The organism is Isoptericola sp. Y541, assembly GCF_059445465.1.
The window spans coordinates 196,748-215,322 of record NZ_JCAIUJ010000006.1; the positions used below are offsets into that span (position 1 = coordinate 196,748).

Here is an 18,575-nt window from a genome sequence, read left to right on the forward strand (position 1 = left end):
GTTCTTACCCTTCGTGAGTGGTCGCCCGCGCGGCCCGGGGACTGCGGTGTCGGAGTCCGGGGAGCACGGCCGGCGGGGTTTCCCGCCTTGTCGGTGGGGAAGGTCGGTGGACGGTCGGCTGAGGTCGTGGCTGAGGTCAGTGGCTGAGGATCTTGGACAGGAAGTCCTTCGCCCGGTCGCTCTTCGGCGCGGTGAAGAACTCCTCGGGGGTGGCCTCCTCGACGATCTGGCCGTCCGCCATGAAGACGACGCGGTTCGCGGCCTTGCGGGCGAAGCCCATCTCGTGGGTCACGACGATCATCGTCATGCCCTCCTTCGCGAGGGCGACCATGACGTCGAGCACCTCGTTGATCATCTCCGGGTCGAGCGCAGAGGTCGGCTCGTCGAAGAGCATCACCTTGGGCTCCATGGCCAGGGCGCGGGCGATGGCGACGCGCTGCTGCTGCCCGCCCGAGAGCTGGGCGGGCATCTTGCCGGCCTGGTTCTTCACCCCGACCCGGTCGAGCAGGGTGAGGGCGCGCTCCTTCGCGGCGCTCGTGGGCTCCCGGCGCACCTTGATCGGCCCGAGCGTGACGTTCTCGAGGATCGTCTTGTGGGCGAAGAGGTTGAACGCCTGGAACACCATGCCGACGTCGGCCCGCAGCTTGGCCAGGGCCCGGCCCTCCTCGGGGAGCGGCTGGCCGTCGATGCGGATCTCGCCGGAGTCGATGGTCTCGAGGCGGTTGATCGCCCGGCAGAGCGTGGACTTGCCCGAGCCGGACGGGCCGATGACGACGAGGACCTCACCCTTGCGGACGGTGAGGTCGATGTCCCGCAGCACGTGCAGGTCGCCGAAGTGCTTGTTGACGTCCTTGAGCTCGACGAGCGGGGGGCCGAGGGTCGTCGACGTCCCCGCCGTCTCGGTCGTCGTGGTCGCTTCGCCGTGATCCATCCCTCGAACCTATCCACTCGGTGTTTCCGCGACCAGCACCGGGTAGTCCGGTTCCGCAACGGTTCAGTAACAGTGCACCCGCAGTTCCCGCGTGCCCGGGCTGGCCGCGACGTCGACGGGCTCCGGAGACAGGGGGTCGCCACGTCGGGGCCCGGCCGTCCGGCACCGTACCCTAGATGTGATGTCCAGTACCACGCAGAGCCCCGCCGCGCCGGTCCGCACCACGGACGAGGCGCCCGGCCGCCGCACCTACCTCGTGCGCACGCTGGGCTGCCAGATGAACGTCCACGACTCCGAGCACATGGCCGGCATGCTTGAGCAGGCGGGCTACGCCCGGGCCACCGCCGAGGACGAGGCCGCGAGCCGCGCCGACGTCGTCGTCATCAACACGTGCGCCGTGCGCGAGAACGCGGCGACGCGGCTGTACGGCAACCTGGGGCAGCTCGCGAGTCTCAAGTCCGCGCGCCCCGGCATGCAGATCGCCGTCGGGGGCTGCCTCGCGCAGAAGGACCGCGGCGAGATCGTCAGCAAGGCGCCGTGGGTGGACGTCGTCTTCGGCACGCACAACCTCGACGCGCTCCCGGTGCTGCTCGAGCGTGCCCGGCACAACGAGCAGGCGCAGGTCGAGATCGCGGAGTCGCTGCAGGTGTTCCCGTCGACGCTGCCGACGCGGCGCGAGTCGGTCTACGCCGGGTGGGTGTCGATCTCGGTGGGCTGCAACAACACGTGCACCTTCTGCATCGTGCCGCACCTGCGCGGCAAGGAGCGCGACCGGCGGCCGGGGGAGGTCCTCGCGGAGGTCGAGGCGCTCGTCGCCGCGGGCGCCGTGGAGGTCACCCTGCTGGGCCAGAACGTCAACAGCTACGGGGTCGAGTTCGGCGACCGGGGCGCGTTCGCGAAGCTGCTGCGCGCCTGCGGCACGATCGAGGGCCTGGAGCGGGTGCGCTTCACGTCCCCGCACCCCGCGGCCTTCACGGACGACGTCATCGCCGCCATGGCCGAGACGCCGAACGTCATGCCGAGCCTGCACATGCCGCTGCAGTCCGGCTCAGACCGTGTGCTGCGGGCGATGCGCCGCTCCTACCGGTCCGCGAAGTTCCTGGGCATCCTGGACCGCGTCCGCGCCGCGATGCCGGACGCCGCGATCACCACCGACATCATCGTCGGCTTCCCGGGGGAGACCGAGGAGGACTTCCGCGAGACGCTGCGCGTCGTGGAGGCCTCCCGCTTCAGCTCGGCGTTCATGTTCCAGTACTCGCCGCGGCCGGGCACGCCCGCCGCGACGATGGCGGACCAGCTGCCCAAGGAGGTCGTGCAGGAGCGCTTCGAGCGCCTCATGGCGCTCCAGGAGCGCATCGCCGGCGAGGAGGCCGTGGATCAGGTGGGCCGTCGCACCGACGTCCTGGTGTCCGAGGGGGCGGGCCGGAAGGACGGCGCCACCCACCGGCTGTCCGGGCGCGGCCCCGACAACCGGCTCGTGCACGTCGGCCTGCCGGCCGACCTCTCCGCCGGCGAGGCGGGCCTCGCGGGCGCACCCGCGTCCCTCGACGACCCGCGGCTCGCCGACACGGCGGCGCTCGACCCGCGTCTGCCCCGGCCCGGCGACGTCGTGTCGGTGGACGTCACCCGCGCCGCGCCGCACCACCTCATCGCCGACTCGGCGCTGGACGGCGGCGCCTACGCGGTGCGTCGCACCCGGTCGGGCGACGCCTGGACCCAGCGGGAGCGGGCGCGGCTCGGCGGCGGCGAGGACGAGCACGCCCACGGTGGCGCGCCGGCCGCCGGTCCGGTGACGCTCGGGATGCCGTCGCTGCGTCGCTGACGCCGGCCCTGGTCGATCGAGCCAGTCGGGCCGGTCGGGTCGGTCAGCTGCGTGGGGTCAGTCGAGGTCGTCGTCCGGCTCGGGCCCCGGCGCCATCGCGCCGACGGTGCTGAAGAACTGCGACGACGTGACGAGGCCGCAGGACACGGTGGCGGCGAGCTGCTCGTCCGTCGCGCCGCGCTCGAAGTCGACTGAGACCTCTGCGTAGAGCGCCAGGCCGTCTCCCTCGGGGCGCGTGTACACCTTGGGCCACACGCGCTCGCGGTTCCAGTCGTTGACGGCCTGCAGCACGGGCAGGCGTGCGGGGGCCGGCACGGTGCCCGCCCAGCGTCCGCGCACCTGCAGGATCTCCTCGTGGTCGCCGAGCAGGAGGAACCAGAAGCGGTTGCCGTCCCAGGTGCCCGTCACGTCGCCGTCGTCGTCGGTGCGGAACCGGTAGCCGCGGCGGGTGAGGTCGTCCGCGACCCGTGCGCTCGTCAGCGGCTGCGGGCGGGTCGCGGTCCTCGTCGAGCGCGCCGCCCCCGGCGTGCGCCCGGCGCCGCGCTCGGCGACCCGTGTCCCCGCCCCCTGCACGGCGCGCCCGACCGCGGCGGCGGCGCGACGGGCCCCGTGGTAGGCGCGGCGGGCCGCACCCCGGGCTGCGTCGTTGCGGCGCTGGTCGCCGGTCACGACGCAGCCCGCAGCGGGTCGCGGAAGGTGGTGTCGAGGTGCTCGAAGAACATCGACCCCGTGCTGAGGCCGCACTGCAGCAGCTGGTCGAGCTGTGACTCGCCGACCTCGCTCCCGACATCGACCGTGACCTCCGCGCACACCACTACCGACCCGTCGTCGCGAACCCGCACATACGTCTTGGGCCAGATCCGCTCGGCGTTCCACTCGTTGCAGAGCTCGAGGATCTCCTCGAGGCGGTCGATCGTCAGGTCGCGGTGCCACTGGCCGCGGACCTGCAGGACCTCTTCGCGCTCGCCGAGGACGAGGAAGTAGAACAGCCAGCCGTGCCACAGCCCACCCACGTCGCCGTCGGAGTCGACGAAGTAGGAGAATCCGGACCGCTCCAGCCAGTCGGTGACCCGGTCGCGCGAGAGCGGCGACAGCGCGTCCCCCGCGCCATCGACCTCGCTGGCCAGCAGGCCCTCGATCCGGTCGTGGAGCTCGTCGTCTCGCAGATCGGGGGCGGGCTCGTCGTCCCGGCCGACGGCGGTCGGCCGGACCTTGTTTGCCCGGCGTGAACCGAAGAACCTCACCCGCCCACGCTACACGCCGTCGGCCCGGAGGACGTCCGGCCGCCCGCACCGCGGACGGCGGCGAGACCGCGCGGGTAGGTTGGCCCGATGCCCGTTCGCGCCGTGGTCGTGCCCGGAACGTCCCTGCTCGTGCCCGGCGCCGCGGGGGCCGCGGACCCACTGGAGGAGGCCCGGCGAGCGGTGTCCCGCGCCCTCGACGAGCTGCTCGTGGACGTGCCGACCGGCTCGCTCGTGGTCCTGGCGCCGGTGCCGCGTGGCGCCGGCGGCCGGGTCGGGCGCCTGCGCCCGTCGCTCGGGGGCGCGGGGATGTCCGACCGGTGGGTCCCGGACGTCGCCGCCTGGCCCGTCGCGGGCGTGCCGGCCGCCCACGTCCCCGCGTCGGTCGCCCTGCTCGTGCTCCGCCGGGCCCTCGCGGAGCGGGGACGCGACGCCGAGACGTCCGGCATCCTCACGGTCGAGGTCGAGGTCGAGGTCGAGGTCGAGGTCGCCGAGCCGGTCGGCCCCGACGGCCGCGCGCCCGGCCCGGGAGACGACGAACCGGCCGCGCTCGCAACCCTGCGGGGGGCGGGGGGGATCGTCGTGGTGGGCGGCCCGGCGCCCGCCACGACGGGCGGTGCCGCCGGCCGAGCCCGCGACCAAGCTCCCGACCTGGCCCCCGAGGTGGCGGCGGCGCTCGATGCCGTCGCCGGGCCGGCGGGGTGGTCGTGGCGGACGACGTCGGTCGCCGCCCGGGGCGGGCATCTGCCGGAGGCCTACGCCGTCACCGTCTGCCGCGACGCCGACGCCGGGTCGGCCGGACGGACGCTCGGTCGCGCGGGGGGGCCCCTCCGCGCCGGTCGGCGGGCTAGTGTCGGCGGGTGAGAGCGGCGCCCGTACCCCCTGGATCCCCTGGACCGGCCCCCGTGGTCGTGGCCGTCGTGGGTCCGACGGCCACCGGCAAGTCGGACCTCGCGCTCGACCTCGCCGAGGCGCTGGCGCCTGCCGAGGTGGTCAACGCCGACGCCTTCCAGCTCTATCGCGGCATGGACGTCGGGACGGCGAAGGTCCCGGTCGCCGAGCGTCGCGGGATCGTCCACCACCAGCTCGACGTGCTCGACCCGCTCCAGGACGCGTCCGTGGCCCGCTACCAGACGGACGCCCGGCGCGACCTCGACGCCATCGCGGGCCGGGGCGCCCGCGCGGTCGTGGTCGGCGGCTCCGGGCTGTACGTGCGCGCGCTGCTGGACCACATGGACTTTCCGGGCACGGACCCCGAGGTGCGCGCCCGACTGGAGGAGCGCGCCGAGGCCGAGGGACGCCGGGCGCTGCACGACGAGCTCGCCCGCCGCGACCCGGCGGCCGCCGCGTCGATCGGGCCGCAGAACACGCGCCGCATCGTGCGTGCCCTGGAGGTCATCCAGATCACCGGGCGGCCGTACACGGCGAACCTGCCGCGCCAGGAGCACGTGCGGCCCGCCGTGCAGATCGGGCTGGACTGCGGCCGCGAGGTGCTCGACGCGCGGGTGGCGCACCGGGTGGAGCGGATGTGGGACGGGGGGCTGGTGGCGGAGGTCCGCGCGCTCGCCTCCCCGGAGCAAGGGGGAACGGGGCCGGGCCTGGGGACCACGGCGGCCCGCGCCGTCGGCTACGCCGAGCTCCTCGCGTGCTGGCGCGGAGAGCTCGGCCTCGACGAGGTGCGCGACGCGATCGTCGCGAACACCCGGCGCCTGGCGCGCAAGCAGATGGGATGGTTCGGCCGCGACCCGCGCGTGCGATGGCTCGACGCGGGCTCGCCGAGCCTGCTCGACGACGCGCTCGCCGTGGTCCACGCCGCCGACGCCGGCGCCCTGCCCGAGCCCTCCGCGCAGGCCGTGCGCCGTAGTCTGGGCTCATGACGCTGCGCTTCACCAAGGGCCACGGCACGCAGAACGACTTCGTGCTGCTCGCCGACACCCGGGGGGACCTCGACCTCACCGCCGACCGGGTGCGCCACCTCACCGATCGCCGCGCCGGCATCGGGGGCGACGGCGTCATCCGCCTCACCCCCACGGCGGCGATCGCCCGTGCGGGCGAGAAGATCGCCGACAAGGTCCTGGCCGAGGAGCCCGCGGCCATCTGGTTCATGGACTACCGCAACGCGGACGGTTCCCCCGCGCAGATGTGCGGCAACGGCGTGCGCGTCTTCACGGCCTTCGCCGAGCACCTCGGCCTGGCCGACCTCGACGACGGGCAGGAGCTCGCGCTCGGCACGCGCGCGGGGGTGCGGCGGGTCCGCAAGGAGGCGAGCGGCTGGTACGCCGTCGACATGGGGCCCTGGTTCCTGCCGGGAGGCGAGCAGTCCGCGGCGCAGGGCGGGGACGCCCTCGTGCTCGTGCACGGCTGGACCACCCCGCGGCCGGCCCTGAGCGTCGACGTGGGCAACCCCCACACGGTGGTCGCCCTCGCGCGGACGGAAGAGCTCGCCGACGCCGACCTGACGCGCGCGCCCGAGGTCGACCCGCTGCCGCCCGAGGGCACCAACGTGGAGCTCGTCGTGCCGCTCGCCGAGGCGATGGACGCCGAGGGCCGGGCGGTGGGCCGCCTGCGGATGCGCGTGCACGAGCGCGGGGTCGGCGAGACGTGGTCGTGCGGCACCGGTGCCTGCGCGGCGGCGCTCGCGGTGCGCACCTGGGCCGTGTCGGGCGCCGCGGGGCCGGTGCCCGACACCTGGGAGGTCGAGGTGCCCGGCGGCCTGCTCCGCGTGCGGTTGCTCGACGACGGGCACGTCGAGCTCGCCGGGCCCGCCGAGCTCGTCTTCAGCGGCGAGATCGAGGTCTGAGCACCACGCCGTCCACGCCGTCGTCAGTCGACGCGCAGGACGCGGAAGCCCTTGGACGACGCGGCCCGCTCCACGGTCAGGCCCAGCTCGGTCTCGATCCACCGGGCCAGCGAGTCCGCACCGAGGTTCTTCTGCACGACGAGCCACGCCGCGGCGTCGGGCGCCAGGCGGGGGAGCCAGGTGCGCAGGAGATCGTGCAGCACCGCCTTGCCCACGCGGATCGGCGGGTTCGACCAGACCGTCGCGAACCTGACGTCCGCGGGGACCTCGTCGGGGAGGACAGCGCGAAGGTTGTCGAGCCCGAGCCGCACCGCCGTCCCGCGCAGCAGGTCCAGCGCCCGCTCGTTCACGTCGACGGCCCACACGGTGGCGTCCGGCGAGGTCAGGGCCATCGTCAGCGCGATCGGCCCCCAGCCGCAGCCGAGGTCCAGCAGGTCTCCCGTGGCCGGCGGGTCGGGCACCTCGCGCAGCAGCACCTGGGTGCCCTTGTCGACCCCGCCGGGTGAGAACACCCCCGCCGCGACGTCGACGTCCACCTCCCGGCCGGCGAGCCGGAGGGTGGTGTGCCGCCGCTCGGCGTCCGAGGCCGGCTGGGCGGTGAAGTAGTGGTCGGGCTGCTCGCTCACCCGGCGATCCTAGGTCGCCCCCACAAAAAAGCCCTCCGCCGGGACGATCTCGCGTGGGACCCTTGTTGTAGACCTATGGCGGCCACGCCCGCCGACATCGACCCGAGAGGCACACCTTGACCCACACCCCGGCCAACCCCGACACCCCGCCGACCGAGGACCCGGCGACGCCCGGGCCTGCGGGCTCGGAGACGTCGCCGGACGCGCGCCGCGAGGCGGAGCGCGACGCTCAGGCGATCGCGCAGGACGTCGTGGCACGGGTGCTCGCTCGGGCTGGGACGGCGCGGTCCGAGGGCGCCACGGTGCACACCTCCCACGACGGGGACCAGCTCGACCTCCAGGAGCGGATCTCGCTGCGCCGGGTCGCCGGGCTCTCCACGGAGCTCGAGGACGTCACCGAGGTCGAGTACCGCCAGCTGCGGTTGGAGCGCGTCGTCCTCGTGGGCCTGTTCTCGGGCGGCGAGGCCGCGGCGCTCGAGGCCGAGGTGTCGCTCCGCGAGCTCGCCGCGCTCGCCGAGACGGCGGGCTCCCAGGTGCTCGACGGAATGCTCCAACGCCGGCAGAAGCCGGACCCGGGCACCTACCTCGGGTCCGGCAAGGCCGCGGAGCTGGCCGAAGTCGTCGCGTCCGTCGGCGCCGACACCGTGGTGGCCGACACCGAGCTCGCGCCCTCGCAGCGGCGCGCGCTGGAGGACATCGTCAAGGTCAAGGTCGTCGACCGCACGGCGCTGATCCTCGACATCTTCGCCCAGCACGCCAAGTCCCGGGAGGGCAAGGCGCAGGTGGAGCTCGCACAGCTCGAGTACCTGCTGCCGCGCCTGCGCGGCTGGGGCGACTCGATGTCCCGCCAGGCCGGTGGTCAGGTGGGCGGCCAGGGCGCCGGCATGGGCTCGCGCGGACCCGGCGAGACCAAGATCGAACTGGACCGGCGGCGCATCCGCAACCGGATGGCGAAGCTGCGCCGGGAGATCGCGGCGATGGCCCCCGCCCGCGAGACCAAGCGGCTGGAGCGCAAGCGGCACGCCGTGCCCAACGTGGCGATCGCCGGCTACACCAACGCCGGCAAGTCGTCCCTGCTCAACGCCCTGACCGACGCGGGCGTGCTCGTCGAGAACGCGCTGTTCGCGACCCTCGACCCGACGGTGCGGCGCGCCCGCACCGAGGACGGCCGCCCCTACACGCTCACCGACACCGTCGGGTTCGTCCGGCACCTGCCGCACCAGCTCGTCGAGGCGTTCCGCTCCACGCTCGAGGAGGTAGGCGACGCCGGGCTGCTGCTGCACGTGGTCGACGCGTCGCACCCCGACCCGGAGGGGCAGATCACCGCGGTGCGCGAGGTTCTCGCCGAGATCCCGGGTATCGCCGACGTGCCCGAGGTGATCGTGCTGAACAAGGCCGACGTCGCCGACCCGGCCGTCGTGGGCAGGCTGCAGCGGCGCGAGCGTCGCAGCGTCGTCGTGTCCGCGCACAGCGGCGAGGGTCTCGCCGAGCTGCGCGCGCTGATCGCCGCCGAGCTGCCCCAGCCGCAGGTCGAGGTCGACCTCGTCGTCCCGTACTCGCGCGGCGACCTGGTGCACCGGGCGCACGAGACCGGGGGCTCCGTCGAGGAGGAGCACCTCGCCCAGGGCACACGGCTGCGCGGGCGCGTGGACGAGGGCCTCGCGGCCGAGCTGCGGCACGTCGCCGTCGCCGGCTGACGTCGGCGCGCGGCTCTTCCCGACTGTCGTTCCCGGCGGCGGTGCTCGGGCTCGCTTGCGCTGTGGGCGCGGCCCCGGACGGTCGGTGACCGGCCCTAGGATCGACGGGTGAACTCTCCCGACGCCCCCGACGCCCAGACGCTCCTCGACCTGGCCGTGGGAGCGCTCGGCGGCGGACGCCGGGAGGGGCAGCACCAGATGGCCGAGGCGGTCGCCGAATCCGTCGACGAGGGCCGCCACCTCCTGGTCCAGGCGGGCACCGGCACCGGCAAGTCGCTCGCGTACCTCGTGCCCGCGGTCCGGCACGCGGTGGTGGACAAGCGGCGCGTGGTGATCTCCACCGCGACGCTCGCGCTGCAGCGCCAGGTCGTGACCCGGGACCTCCCGCTGGTCGCCGAGACCGTGGGCCCCCGGCTGCCCCGCGCCCCGAAGGTCGCCCTGCTCAAGGGGTGGCACAACTATCTGTGCCGCCACAAGGTCACCGGCGGCTATCCGGTGGAGGGCGCCACACTCTTCGACCTGCCGGCCGACCCCGGGCCGGGGGAGGGCGCCGGCGCCGAGCAGCACCCCGCGCCGGCGGCATCGCGCGGCCGCCGCGGGGCGCGCGACGACGCGACCACCCTCGCCGACCAAGTGCGCCGCGTGCACGCGTGGGCCGACGAGACGACGACCGGTGACCGCGACGACCTCGTCCCGGGCGTCCCCGACCGTGCCTGGCGCCAGGTCTCCGTCACGGCCCTCGAGTGCCTCGGCAACCGGTGCCCGCTGCTGGCCGAGTGCTTCCCCGAGCGCGCGCGGGCCGCCGCGCGGGACGCGGACGTGGTCGTGACCAACCACGCGATGCTCGGGATCGCCGTCTCCGGGAACCCCGGAGTCCTGCCAGAGCACGACACGGTCGTCGTGGACGAGGCGCACGAGCTCGCCGAGCGCGTGACCGCCGCCGCGACGATGGACCTGTCGCTGACGGTTGTCGAGCACGCGGCCCGCCTCGCGCGGCGGCACGGGGGTACCGAGACGGAGGCCCTGGACGCCGCGTCGCAGCGGCTGGGCTCGCTGCTCGCCACGGCGCCGGCCGAGCGCTTCCCCCTCGGGCTCCCCGACGAGCTGCGCGCGGCTGTCGCCTCGGTGCGCGACGCGGCGCGCGAGCTGCTCACCCGGCTCAAGCCGCAGGGCGAGCCCAAGGGCCGGGAACAGGGAGCGCCCGACGCGGGCATGAAGATGGCGCAGTCGGCGGTGCTGCAGCTCTTCGAGATCGCGGAGCGGATGGCCGCCGAGGACACGACGTCGGACGTGCTGTGGTGCTCGCGACCGCCCGAGAACGCGCCCTGGGCCGGTGACGGCGTCACCCGGCTGCACGCGGCCCCGCTGGCGGTCGCCGGCCTGATCCGCACGCACCTGCTCGCCGAGGCGACAGGGGTGTTCACCTCCGCGACGCTGACGCTGGGCGGCACGTTCGACCCCGTCGCCCGGTCGCTGGGGCTGGCCGGGTCGGGCGGCACCGACGAGACCCCGGACTGGACCGGGCTCGACGTGGGCAGCCCCTTCGACTACCCGCGCCAGGGCATCCTCTACGTGGCCCGACACCTGCCCGCCCCCGGTCGCGAGCCGACCACGGACGCCCAGCTCGACGAGATCGCCGGCTTGATCGAGGCGGCCGGGGGCCGCACGCTCGGCCTGTTCTCGTCGCGACGCGCGGCGCTCGCGGCGGCCGAGGCCATGCGCGAGCGGCTCGACGTGCCCGTGCTCTGCCAGGGCGACGACCAGCTGCCCACCCTGGTCCAGGCCTTCGCCGACGACCCGGCGACGTGCCTCTTCGGCACCCTCTCGCTGTGGCAGGGCGTGGACGTGCCGGGCCCGTCGTGCCAGCTCGTGCTCGTCGACCGTATCCCGTTCCCGCGCCCGGACGACCCGGTCAAGGCCGCACGGGCGCGGGCCGTGGAGGAGTCGGGCGGCAACGGCTTCATGCAGGTCTCGGCCACGCACGCGGCGCTGCTGCTCGCCCAGGGCTCCGGCCGCCTGGTGCGGGGCAGCGAGGACCGGGGCGTCGTCGCCGTCCTCGACCCCCGGCTCGCGACGGCCCGCTACGGCACCTTCCTCACCCGGTCGATGCCCGACTTCTGGCCGACCACCGACGGCGAGCTCGTCCGCGCTGCGCTGCGTCGGCTCGACACCTAGCCTGGAGCAGTGAACGGCACACGGAGCACGACCAAGCTCGCGATCGTCGGCGCCGGCGCGGTGGGTTCGACCCTCGCGTACGCGGCGCTCGGCCGGGGCGCCGCCAGGTCCGTCGCGCTTATGGACGTGAACCGCGCGAAGGTCGAGGCGGAGGTCCTGGACCTGCGGCACGGCGGCATGTTCATCCCGCAGGCCGAGATCGAGGGCTCGGACGACATCGAGGTGTGCCGGGGTGCGGACGTCGTGGCGGTCACGGCGGGCGCCAAGCAGAAGCCGGGGCAGACCCGCCTGGACCTCGCCGAGGCGACCGTCAACCTGACCCGCACGATCCTGCCGCGGCTCCTTGAGGTGGCGCCCGACGCGGTCTACCTCATGGTCACGAACCCGGTGGACGTCGTTACCTATGCGGCCCAGCAGATCAGCGGGCTCCCGCAGGAGCGCGTCTTCGGCAGCGGCACCGTGCTCGACTCGTCCCGGCTGCGCGACACACTCTCGCGGCACTGCGGGGTCGCCGTCGGAAACGTGCACGCCAACATCGCCGGGGAGCACGGTGACTCGGAGATCGTGCTGTGGAGCTCGGCCACGATCGCCGGCGTGCCCCTGCTGGACTGGCGCCCGTTCCGCGGCCGGCCGCCGCTCGACGAGCCGGCGCGGCGCCGGATCGCGACCGACGTCGTCGAGTCCGCCTACCGGGTCATCGCGGGCAAGGGGGCGACCAACTACGCCGTGGGCCTGGCCGCCACCCGCATCATCGAGGCGATCCTCAACGACGAGCACCGCGTGATGACCGTGTCGTCACGCCTCGACGGCTTCTACGGGATCGAGGACGTGTGCCTCTCGATCCCGTCGCTCGTCGACCGGCGCGGCGTGGCAGAAACCATCGACACGCCGCTCTCGGACGACGAGGTCGCGGGTCTGCGAGCGTCGGCCGAGAGCATGCGTGCGGTCCAGCAGCGACTGGGCCTGTGACGACACTGGGCCTGTGACGACCGGGCCGCCGCGGCCGTGACGCCGTCGCGGCTCAGAGGCTGCGGAGTACCGCCACGACCCGGCCGAGCACCTGTGCCTCGTCGCCGGCGATGGGGGAGTATGCCGGGTTCTGCGGCATCAGCCAGGTGTGGCCGTCCGCCTGCCTGAACGTCTTGACCGTGGCCTCGCCGTCGATCATCGCGGCGACGACCTCGCCGTTCTCCGCGACGGGCTGGCTACGCACCACGACCCAGTCCCCGTCGCAGATCGCCGCGTCCACCATCGAGTCGCCCGCGACCTTCAGCAGGAACAGGTCGCCGTCGCCCACGATCTGCCGCGGGAGCGGGAAGACGTCCTCGACGACCTGCTCGGCGAGGATCGGACCGCCCGCGGCGATCCGGCCCACCAACGGTACGTACGAGGGCGGCGTGGCCGCCTGGGCGTCAGAGCCGGCCACGGAGCCGGCGACGGAGCCGGCGACGAAGCCCGGGGTGCGGGCACCGACGGTGCCCGGCGCCTCGCGCGCGGTCCCGGCATCGGGGTCGACGACCTCGATGGCGCGCGGCCGGTTCGGGTCGCGCCGCAGGTACCCCTTGCGCTCCAAGGTGGTGAGCTGGTGCTTGACCGAGGACGGGCTCGCCAGGCCCACGGCCTCGCCGATCTCGCGCATGGTCGGGGGGTAGCCGCGCGCCGCCACGGAGCTCCGGATGGTCTCGAGGACACGCCGCTGGCGCGGAGTGAGCCGGTCGGCGGATGGCGTGAGCTCGCTCACCGAGGCGAGCGTGGCGCCGGGGGCGTCCGTCGCCGTGTCGGCGGTCGCCGTCCACGACTCCGCCGTGGTCGCCGGGGCCTGGTCCCGTCCGCTGGTCATCGCGTTCTCCGTCCTCCAGGGGCGGCCCGCCGCCGGGCCGATGAAATCCGACAAACCTTCCATCGCGCTGGTCGTCACTCTAGGCCAGATGCCCCCCGACATCAAACATCTGTTCGATCGGGTCTCGACCGTGTCGGTCGGACGTGGTACACCTAGTACAGCAGTTCGACGTACAGGTGTTCGAAGAACGTGTGTTCGACGAAGCCGGCGAAGCCGGCAACCGCGACGTGGACCGGAGGACGGGATGATGACCACCTCGAGCGCGACCAAGGACGTGACCGGCTTTCTGGGGCTCGGTGGCCTGCGGCTCACGCGGCGCGGCCGCGTCGTGATCATGGTGCTCGTCGTGCTCGTCCTGGTGGGTGCGGGGCTCGCCGGTCAGCGCGCGGTGGCGGAGTCGCCGGGGTCCGGCGTGGAGGTCCGGCTGCACACGGTCGCCCCGGGCGAGACGCTGTGGCAGTACGCGAGCGCGGTGCGCGGGGCGGGGGAGGACGTGCGGGACGTGGTCGCGGAGCTGCGCGAGCTGAACGGGCTGGCGTCGGCGGAGCTGCTGACCGGCCAGATGGTGATCCTCCCGCTGGACTGAGCGTCGCGCGCACTTCCTGGACCGAGCGTGGCGCGCATCACGGGCGCGCACCACGGTGCAGCAGGGCGCCCGGTCCATGACGGGCCTGCTTGCGCCGAGCGTCACCGGGCGCTTACCTTGTCGGGCAGCCGGGCGCCGGTCCGGAGCCGAGCGCAGGAGACCAGCGATGCACTGCCCGTTCTGCCGCCACGCGGACTCGCGAGTCATCGACTCGCGCACCTCCGACGACGGTGCGTCCATCCGTCGTCGCCGGCAGTGCCCCGCGTGCCAGCGCCGCTTCACCACCATCGAGACCGCGAGCCTGTCGGTCGCGAAGCGCTCCGGCGTCACCGAGCCCTTCAGCCGGGACAAGGTGGTGTCCGGGGTGCGCAAGGCCTGCCAGGGGCGTCCGGTGAGCGCCGACGACCTGGCCGTGCTGGCGCAGAAGGTGGAGGAGACCCTGCGCGCTTCTGGGCGCCCGGAGATCGAGGCCAACGAGGTGGGGCTCGCGATCCTCGGGCCGCTGCGCGAGCTCGACGAGGTCGCCTACCTGCGCTTCGCCAGCGTCTACCAGTCGTTCGAGTCGCTCGAGGACTTCGAGAGCGCCATCACGTCGCTGCGCGCCGAGCGCGAGACCCGTGACGACGACGGGGACGAGGCCGGGGACGGCCGGGATGCGGTCGGTGCGCGGGCGGCGGCCGGGGACGGCACGGAATGACGGCGTCCGGCGCCCGCGCGTCCGACGCCCGAAATGCCCTGGCGTCCCGGATGGCGGTAGCGCATGCTGGACCGGATCAGGTGCTTGCGCGGATGGCCGTGCCAGCACGCCCACCCCGACGGACGACGAGGTGATCGTGATGACGACGGACAATTCACGGGCGGAGAAGCCCAGCGAGGATACGAAGGCGCGCTTCCGGGAGGCGCTGGAGAAGAAGAACGCAGCCAGCCACCCGACCACGGGCAAGGACGCGAACACGGGACAGGTCCACGGCTCCGAGACCGCCGGTCCGGTCCAGAAGATGTTCCGCCGCAAGTCCGGCTGAGCGATCTCGACCACGCGCGCGAAGGGCGCCCCCGGAACTCCGGGGGCGCCCTTCGCGCATCGGCGTCGTCGAGGTCAGCCGGCGGCCGGCCCGGGCGGGAACTCGGGACGCTCGAAAGCGTCGCGGATGCGCAGCCGGATCGTCGAGGGCATCTCCTGGAGCTTGGCCGAGGCGCCCCGTTGCGTCACGTCCGAGATGTCGGTCACGACGTACCCGATCTCCCCGCGCGTCGCGAGCATCTGTGCCTCGATGTTGGCGCCGTGGTCGGCGAAGACCTGGTTGACGGCCGCGAGGACGCCCGGGACGTTGCGGTGCAGCAGCATGATGCGGCCGACACCGGTGTGCGCGAGCTGCAGGCCCGGCAGGTTCACGGACAGCGTGGTGGATCCCGTCTGCACGAAGTCGCGGACCTTCTTGGACACGAACTCGCCGATGGCCTCCTGGGCCTCCTCCGTCGAGCCGCCGACGTGCGGCGTCAGGATGACGTTCGGCAGCCCCCGCAGGGGCGAGGTGAACTCGTCGCCGCGCTTTTTGGGTTCGGTCGGGAAGACGTCGACGGCGGCGCCGCCGAGGTGGCCCGACAGGATGTGCTCGCGGAGCGCCTCCACGTCGACGACGAAGCCGCGGGACAGGTTGAGGAAGATGGCCCCAGGCTTCATCCCCGCGAAGAGGTCCGCGCCGAAGAGCCCGGCGTTGCCGGGACGGCCGTCGACGTGGATGGTCACGGCGTCGGCGACCGCGAGGAGCTCCTCGATCGTCTCGACGCGGCGCGCGTTGCCGAGCGCCAGCTTCTCGGCCGTGTCGTAGAAGACGACGCGCAGCCCGAGGTTCTCCGCCAGGACGGAGAGCTGTGAGCCGATGTTGCCGTACCCGATGATGCCCAGCGTGCGGCCGCGCACCTCGTGCGCGCCGTCGGCGGTCTTGTCCCACACGCCGTCGTGCAGCGCCTTGTCGCGCACCGTGAGTCGCCGGGTCAGGGCGATGATCTCGGAGACGGCGAGCTCCACCACCGACCGGGTGTTCGAGTACGGCGCGTTGAACACGGCGACGCCGTGGGCCGCGGCGGCGTCGAGATCGATCTGGTTGGTGCCGATGGAGAACGTCCCCACGGCGAGCAGCCCGGGCACGCTCGCCAGGACCTTCCGGGTGACGGTGGTCTTGGACCGGATGCCGAGGATCTGGAAGTCCGCGAGGGACTCGATCAGCTCGGCCTCGTCGAGCGCACCGGAGCGCGTGACGACCTCGATCCCCGCGTCACGGAGATTCTGGGCGGCGACAGGATGGACGTTCTCGAGCAACAGGGCGCGCAGCACGCCCCCATGGTGCGCTGTCCCGTCGGCGCCCACAAACCCGTCTCACGCCACGGCCGGCTCCACGATTCCGGCGGGCAGCGGCTGCCCGTGCACGATCACGAGCCGCTGGGTCGGCCGGGTCATGGCGACGTACAGGTCGGAAGAGCGGCCGGGGCCGTCCGCGACGGCGGCAGGCTCGACCAGGACGACGGCGTCGAACTCCAGGCCCTTGGCCGCGCGCGGGTCGAGGACGCTCACCTGGGCGTCGTCGGGACGCTGGGCGAGGAGCCGCGCGCCCTCGGCGCCCAGCCGCTGCGCGACGGCGGACCGCACGGCCTCGCGGAGCGCCGGGACGCGGTCGCCGGGGGCGATCACCGCCACCCGGCCCGCGCCGTCGGACTCCACGAACTCGCCCGCCAGCGCGACGACCTGGTCGACGACCTCCTGGACGAGGGCCGGCGCGGAGGGGTCGGGGTCGTCGACGCGCAGCAGCTCCAGTGCGCGGTCCACCTGCCGGGCCGCCGTGAGGGGGGAGACCGGGAGGTCGGCCGCGGTCGCCATGCGCTGCGCGGCGTCGGCCACCTCGGCCGGGGTGCGGTAGCTGATCGTGAGCTCCTCGAGGCGCCACGAGCCGCCCAGCACGGGGTCGAGCGCGCCCGCCCACGACCGTGCCCCCGCAGGGGACGATGTCTGCGCGACGTCGCCGACGATGGTCATCGACCGCGTGGGCACGCGTCGGACCAGCATCCGCCACGCCATCGGTGACAGCTCCTGGGCCTCGTCCACGACCACGTGCCCGTAGGTCCAGCTGCGGTCCCCGGCCGCGCGCTCGGCTGTGGTCAGCTGCGGGCCGGTGGACTCGAAGCGGGATGCCAGGGTCTCGGCGTCCACGAGCCCGCCGCCCGCGCCGGTGGACTCGAGTACCGACCGGGCGTACTCGAGCTCCGCGGCCCGCTCGGACGCGCGGGTGTGGGCCTCGGCACGCGCGATGGAGTCGTCCTCGCCCAGCAGCTCGGCCGCCTCGTCCAGCAGGGGGACGTCGGACTCGGTCCACGGCGCGTCGGGCGACCGGCGCAGCGCAGCGCGATCGGCCGCCGAGAGCTCAGGAGCTGCCTCCGCGAGGCGGTGCGGCTTCGCGAAGAGGTCGGCGACGAGCTTCTCGGGCGTGATGGGGAACCACGCGAGGTTGAGGGCGACGCGCACGTCCCGGTGCGAGCGCAGGTCCTCGGTGACCATCGTGACGTCCTCCGGCGCGAGGTCGTTGTCGGACACCGTGCGGTACTGGTCGACGAGGCGGGACAGCATCTCCCGCACGAACGCGGACCGGGCCTCGTTGTGCGGCTTGTGGGTACGCCGGGCGCGGGCGATGGCCTCGCGCACGTCGCGCGGCCGCACGGCGAGGTCGTACCCCTCCAGCTGGAACCGCACGTCCTGGGCGGGGATCCGCTCGCGGGCCCGCACGGCCCGGCGGACGATGTCGCGCCAGACGAGGCGTCCCTTGATGCGCGCGGCGGCCGCCGGGTCGAAGGCGGTCGCCCGCACCCCGGGCAGCAGCTCGCCCACCGTCGTCGCCACGACGCCCGTCTCGCCGAGGGAGGGGAGCACCTGGTCGATGTAGCGCAGGAAGGCCCGGCTGGGACCGACGAGCAGGACGCCGCTGCGCTCGAGCACGCGTCGGTGGGCGTACAGGAGGTAGGCAGCGCGGTGCAGTGCGACTGCCGTCTTGCCGGTGCCAGGCCCGCCCTGGACCACCAGCGCCCCGGCGAGGTCGGCCCGGATGATGCGGTCCTGCTCCGCCTGGATAGTCGCGACGATGTCGGTCATCCGGCCGGTGCGGCGCGCGGCGAGCGACGCGAGCAGGGCACCCTCGCCCGAGAGCGTCGACGCCGCGAGGGCACCGTCGGCGCCCGTCGCCCCACCGTCGCCGGTCGCCAGCGCGTCCAGGTCGAGCACCTCGTCCTCGAGCCCCGTCACGGTGCGGCGGGTGGTCACGAGGTGCCGGCGCCGGCGGACGCCGGACGGGTGCAGGGCGGTGGCGCGGTAGAAGGCGGTAGCGGCGGGCGCGCGCCAGTCGGTGAGCAGCGAGACGTGCTCGTCGTCCGCGAGCCCGATCCGCCCGACATACCGGGTGACGCCGTCGTCGAGGTCGAGCCGCCCGAAGGCGAGCCGGTCCTCGACCGCGTCGAGCTGTGCCACGCGGTCCTCGTACAGGGTGGCGAAGGCGTCCCGTTCGCTGCGGTTCTGCGGTGAGCCCGAGGGTCCCGACCTCCGTACGTCCGCGAGCCGTTCGCGCGTCGCGCGTCGCAGCTCGTCCAGTCTCGCGTAGAGGTGATCGACGACCCCTTGCTCACGTGCCAGCTCGTCGTGCCTGCCCGCCACGCAACCTCCCCAGCATCAATCACGCCGCATCAATCGCGCCACGCACGTGCAACGGCGCGGCCTCGTGCGGCGGACCATCATTGCAGATCTGGCCGGGCATCGGGCACGACGTCCACGGGCCGAGAGGCGACGCGCCGGGCGGGGGGCACCGCGCCCGAGGTGGG

Annotated in this window: 17 protein-coding genes; 10 read left to right on the forward strand and 7 right to left on the reverse strand. The window is 74.1% G+C overall.

The annotated features are described in order from the left end of the window. Positions 1–136: 136 nt before the first annotated feature. Positions 137–931: an amino acid ABC transporter ATP-binding protein gene (locus tag AC1C2V_RS14535; protein WP_495390335.1), complete on the reverse strand. Its 795-nt coding sequence runs from the start codon at positions 929–931 to the stop codon at positions 137–139. 181 nt (positions 932–1,112) lie between these two features. Here AC1C2V_RS14535 and miaB point away from each other — a divergent pair, with 181 nt between their 5' ends. Further along, a complete protein-coding gene (gene miaB, locus AC1C2V_RS14540; RefSeq protein ID WP_495390336.1) occupies positions 1,113–2,753 on the forward strand; it encodes a tRNA (N6-isopentenyl adenosine(37)-C2)-methylthiotransferase MiaB in 1,641 nt (546 codons plus the stop codon). A gap of 57 nt (positions 2,754–2,810) precedes the next feature. On the opposite strand, the gene AC1C2V_RS14545 is transcribed toward miaB, so the two are convergent. Both AC1C2V_RS14545 and AC1C2V_RS14550 read right to left on the reverse strand, forming a co-directional pair. Next, positions 2,811–3,422, reverse strand: coding sequence for a type III secretion system chaperone family protein (locus AC1C2V_RS14545; protein WP_495390337.1), 612 nt, complete (start codon positions 3,420–3,422; stop codon positions 2,811–2,813). After that, the gene (locus tag AC1C2V_RS14550) at positions 3,419–3,997 is read right to left on the reverse strand and encodes a YbjN domain-containing protein (RefSeq protein ID WP_495390338.1); all 579 of its coding nucleotides are present in this window, start codon (positions 3,995–3,997) and stop codon (positions 3,419–3,421) included. The genes AC1C2V_RS14545 and AC1C2V_RS14550 overlap by 4 nt, the downstream gene beginning before the upstream one ends. Before the next feature lie 87 nt (positions 3,998–4,084). On the opposite strand from AC1C2V_RS14550, the gene AC1C2V_RS14555 reads away from it, so the two are divergent. Genes AC1C2V_RS14555 through dapF form a run of 3 tightly spaced genes read left to right on the forward strand, consistent with a single transcriptional unit; the run spans position 4,085 to position 6,794 of the window. Then, positions 4,085–4,858, forward strand: coding sequence for a hypothetical protein (locus AC1C2V_RS14555; RefSeq protein ID WP_495390339.1), 774 nt, complete (start codon positions 4,085–4,087; stop codon positions 4,856–4,858). Further along, the gene (gene miaA, locus AC1C2V_RS14560) at positions 4,855–5,871 is read left to right on the forward strand and encodes a tRNA (adenosine(37)-N6)-dimethylallyltransferase MiaA (protein ID WP_495390340.1); all 1,017 of its coding nucleotides are present in this window, start codon (positions 4,855–4,857) and stop codon (positions 5,869–5,871) included. The genes AC1C2V_RS14555 and miaA overlap by 4 nt, the downstream gene beginning before the upstream one ends. After that, positions 5,868–6,794, forward strand: a complete 927-nt coding sequence (gene dapF / locus AC1C2V_RS14565; protein ID WP_495390341.1) for a diaminopimelate epimerase — start codon at positions 5,868–5,870, stop codon at positions 6,792–6,794. Before miaA ends, dapF begins: the two co-directional genes overlap by 4 nt. 23 nt (positions 6,795–6,817) lie before the next feature. Here the strand turns inward: dapF and AC1C2V_RS14570 are convergent, their stop codons facing one another. Next, positions 6,818–7,420 (reverse strand): class I SAM-dependent methyltransferase, encoded by a 603-nt coding sequence (locus tag AC1C2V_RS14570; RefSeq protein ID WP_495390342.1) that lies wholly within the window; start codon positions 7,418–7,420, stop codon positions 6,818–6,820. 116 nt (positions 7,421–7,536) lie between these two features. Between AC1C2V_RS14570 and hflX the strand changes: the two genes are divergently transcribed. The 3 genes from hflX to AC1C2V_RS14585 all read left to right on the forward strand — a co-directional run bounded on the left by hflX (position 7,537) and on the right by AC1C2V_RS14585 (position 12,261). Continuing rightward, complete coding sequence (gene hflX / locus AC1C2V_RS14575; protein WP_495390343.1) at positions 7,537–9,117, forward strand: GTPase HflX; 1,581 nt, start codon at positions 7,537–7,539, stop codon at positions 9,115–9,117. 108 nt (positions 9,118–9,225) lie between these two features. Beyond that, entirely contained in the window at positions 9,226–11,292 is a 2,067-nt protein-coding gene (locus AC1C2V_RS14580; RefSeq protein ID WP_495390344.1) for an ATP-dependent DNA helicase, read from the forward strand. Between the two features lie 9 nt (positions 11,293–11,301). Beyond that, positions 11,302–12,261, forward strand: a complete 960-nt coding sequence (locus AC1C2V_RS14585) for an L-lactate dehydrogenase (RefSeq protein ID WP_495390345.1) — start codon at positions 11,302–11,304, stop codon at positions 12,259–12,261. 52 nt (positions 12,262–12,313) lie between these two features. On the opposite strand, the gene lexA is transcribed toward AC1C2V_RS14585, so the two are convergent. After that, on the reverse strand, positions 12,314–13,132 hold the full coding sequence (lexA, locus tag AC1C2V_RS14590; RefSeq protein ID WP_495390346.1) for a transcriptional repressor LexA: 819 nt from the start codon (positions 13,130–13,132) through the stop codon (positions 12,314–12,316). Positions 13,133–13,379: 247 nt separating this feature from the next. Between lexA and AC1C2V_RS14595 the strand changes: the two genes are divergently transcribed. The 3 genes from AC1C2V_RS14595 to AC1C2V_RS14605 all read left to right on the forward strand — a co-directional run bounded on the left by AC1C2V_RS14595 (position 13,380) and on the right by AC1C2V_RS14605 (position 14,740). Then, a complete protein-coding gene (locus AC1C2V_RS14595; protein WP_495390347.1) occupies positions 13,380–13,718 on the forward strand; it encodes a LysM peptidoglycan-binding domain-containing protein in 339 nt (112 codons plus the stop codon). A 166-nt stretch (positions 13,719–13,884) separates the two neighbouring features. Next, positions 13,885–14,415, forward strand: a complete 531-nt coding sequence (gene nrdR / locus AC1C2V_RS14600) for a transcriptional regulator NrdR (protein ID WP_495390348.1) — start codon at positions 13,885–13,887, stop codon at positions 14,413–14,415. A 139-nt stretch (positions 14,416–14,554) separates the two neighbouring features. Continuing rightward, a complete protein-coding gene (locus AC1C2V_RS14605; protein WP_495390349.1) occupies positions 14,555–14,740 on the forward strand; it encodes a DUF5302 domain-containing protein in 186 nt (61 codons plus the stop codon). A gap of 74 nt (positions 14,741–14,814) precedes the next feature. Here the strand turns inward: AC1C2V_RS14605 and serA are convergent, their stop codons facing one another. Together serA and AC1C2V_RS14615 are read right to left on the reverse strand one after the other, a co-directional pair. Further along, positions 14,815–16,053, reverse strand: coding sequence for a phosphoglycerate dehydrogenase (gene serA / locus AC1C2V_RS14610; protein WP_495390350.1), 1,239 nt, complete (start codon positions 16,051–16,053; stop codon positions 14,815–14,817). A gap of 42 nt (positions 16,054–16,095) precedes the next feature. Further along, positions 16,096–18,411, reverse strand: coding sequence for a HelD family protein (locus AC1C2V_RS14615; RefSeq protein ID WP_495390351.1), 2,316 nt, complete (start codon positions 18,409–18,411; stop codon positions 16,096–16,098). Positions 18,412–18,575 lie beyond the last annotated feature (164 nt).

Coding starts and splice junctions, on each gene's coding strand:
- AC1C2V_RS14535 (WP_495390335.1), bottom strand. CDS start 931: ATGGATCACGGCGAAGCGACCACGACGACCGAGACGGCGGGGACGTCG.
- miaB (WP_495390336.1), top strand. CDS start 1,113: ATGTCCAGTACCACGCAGAGCCCCGCCGCGCCGGTCCGCACCACGGAC.
- AC1C2V_RS14555 (WP_495390339.1), top strand. CDS start 4,085: ATGCCCGTTCGCGCCGTGGTCGTGCCCGGAACGTCCCTGCTCGTGCCC.
- dapF (WP_495390341.1), top strand. CDS start 5,868: ATGACGCTGCGCTTCACCAAGGGCCACGGCACGCAGAACGACTTCGTG.
- lexA (WP_495390346.1), bottom strand. CDS start 13,132: ATGACCAGCGGACGGGACCAGGCCCCGGCGACCACGGCGGAGTCGTGG.
- AC1C2V_RS14595 (WP_495390347.1), top strand. CDS start 13,380: ATGACCACCTCGAGCGCGACCAAGGACGTGACCGGCTTTCTGGGGCTC.
- nrdR (WP_495390348.1), top strand. CDS start 13,885: ATGCACTGCCCGTTCTGCCGCCACGCGGACTCGCGAGTCATCGACTCG.
- AC1C2V_RS14605 (WP_495390349.1), top strand. CDS start 14,555: ATGACGACGGACAATTCACGGGCGGAGAAGCCCAGCGAGGATACGAAG.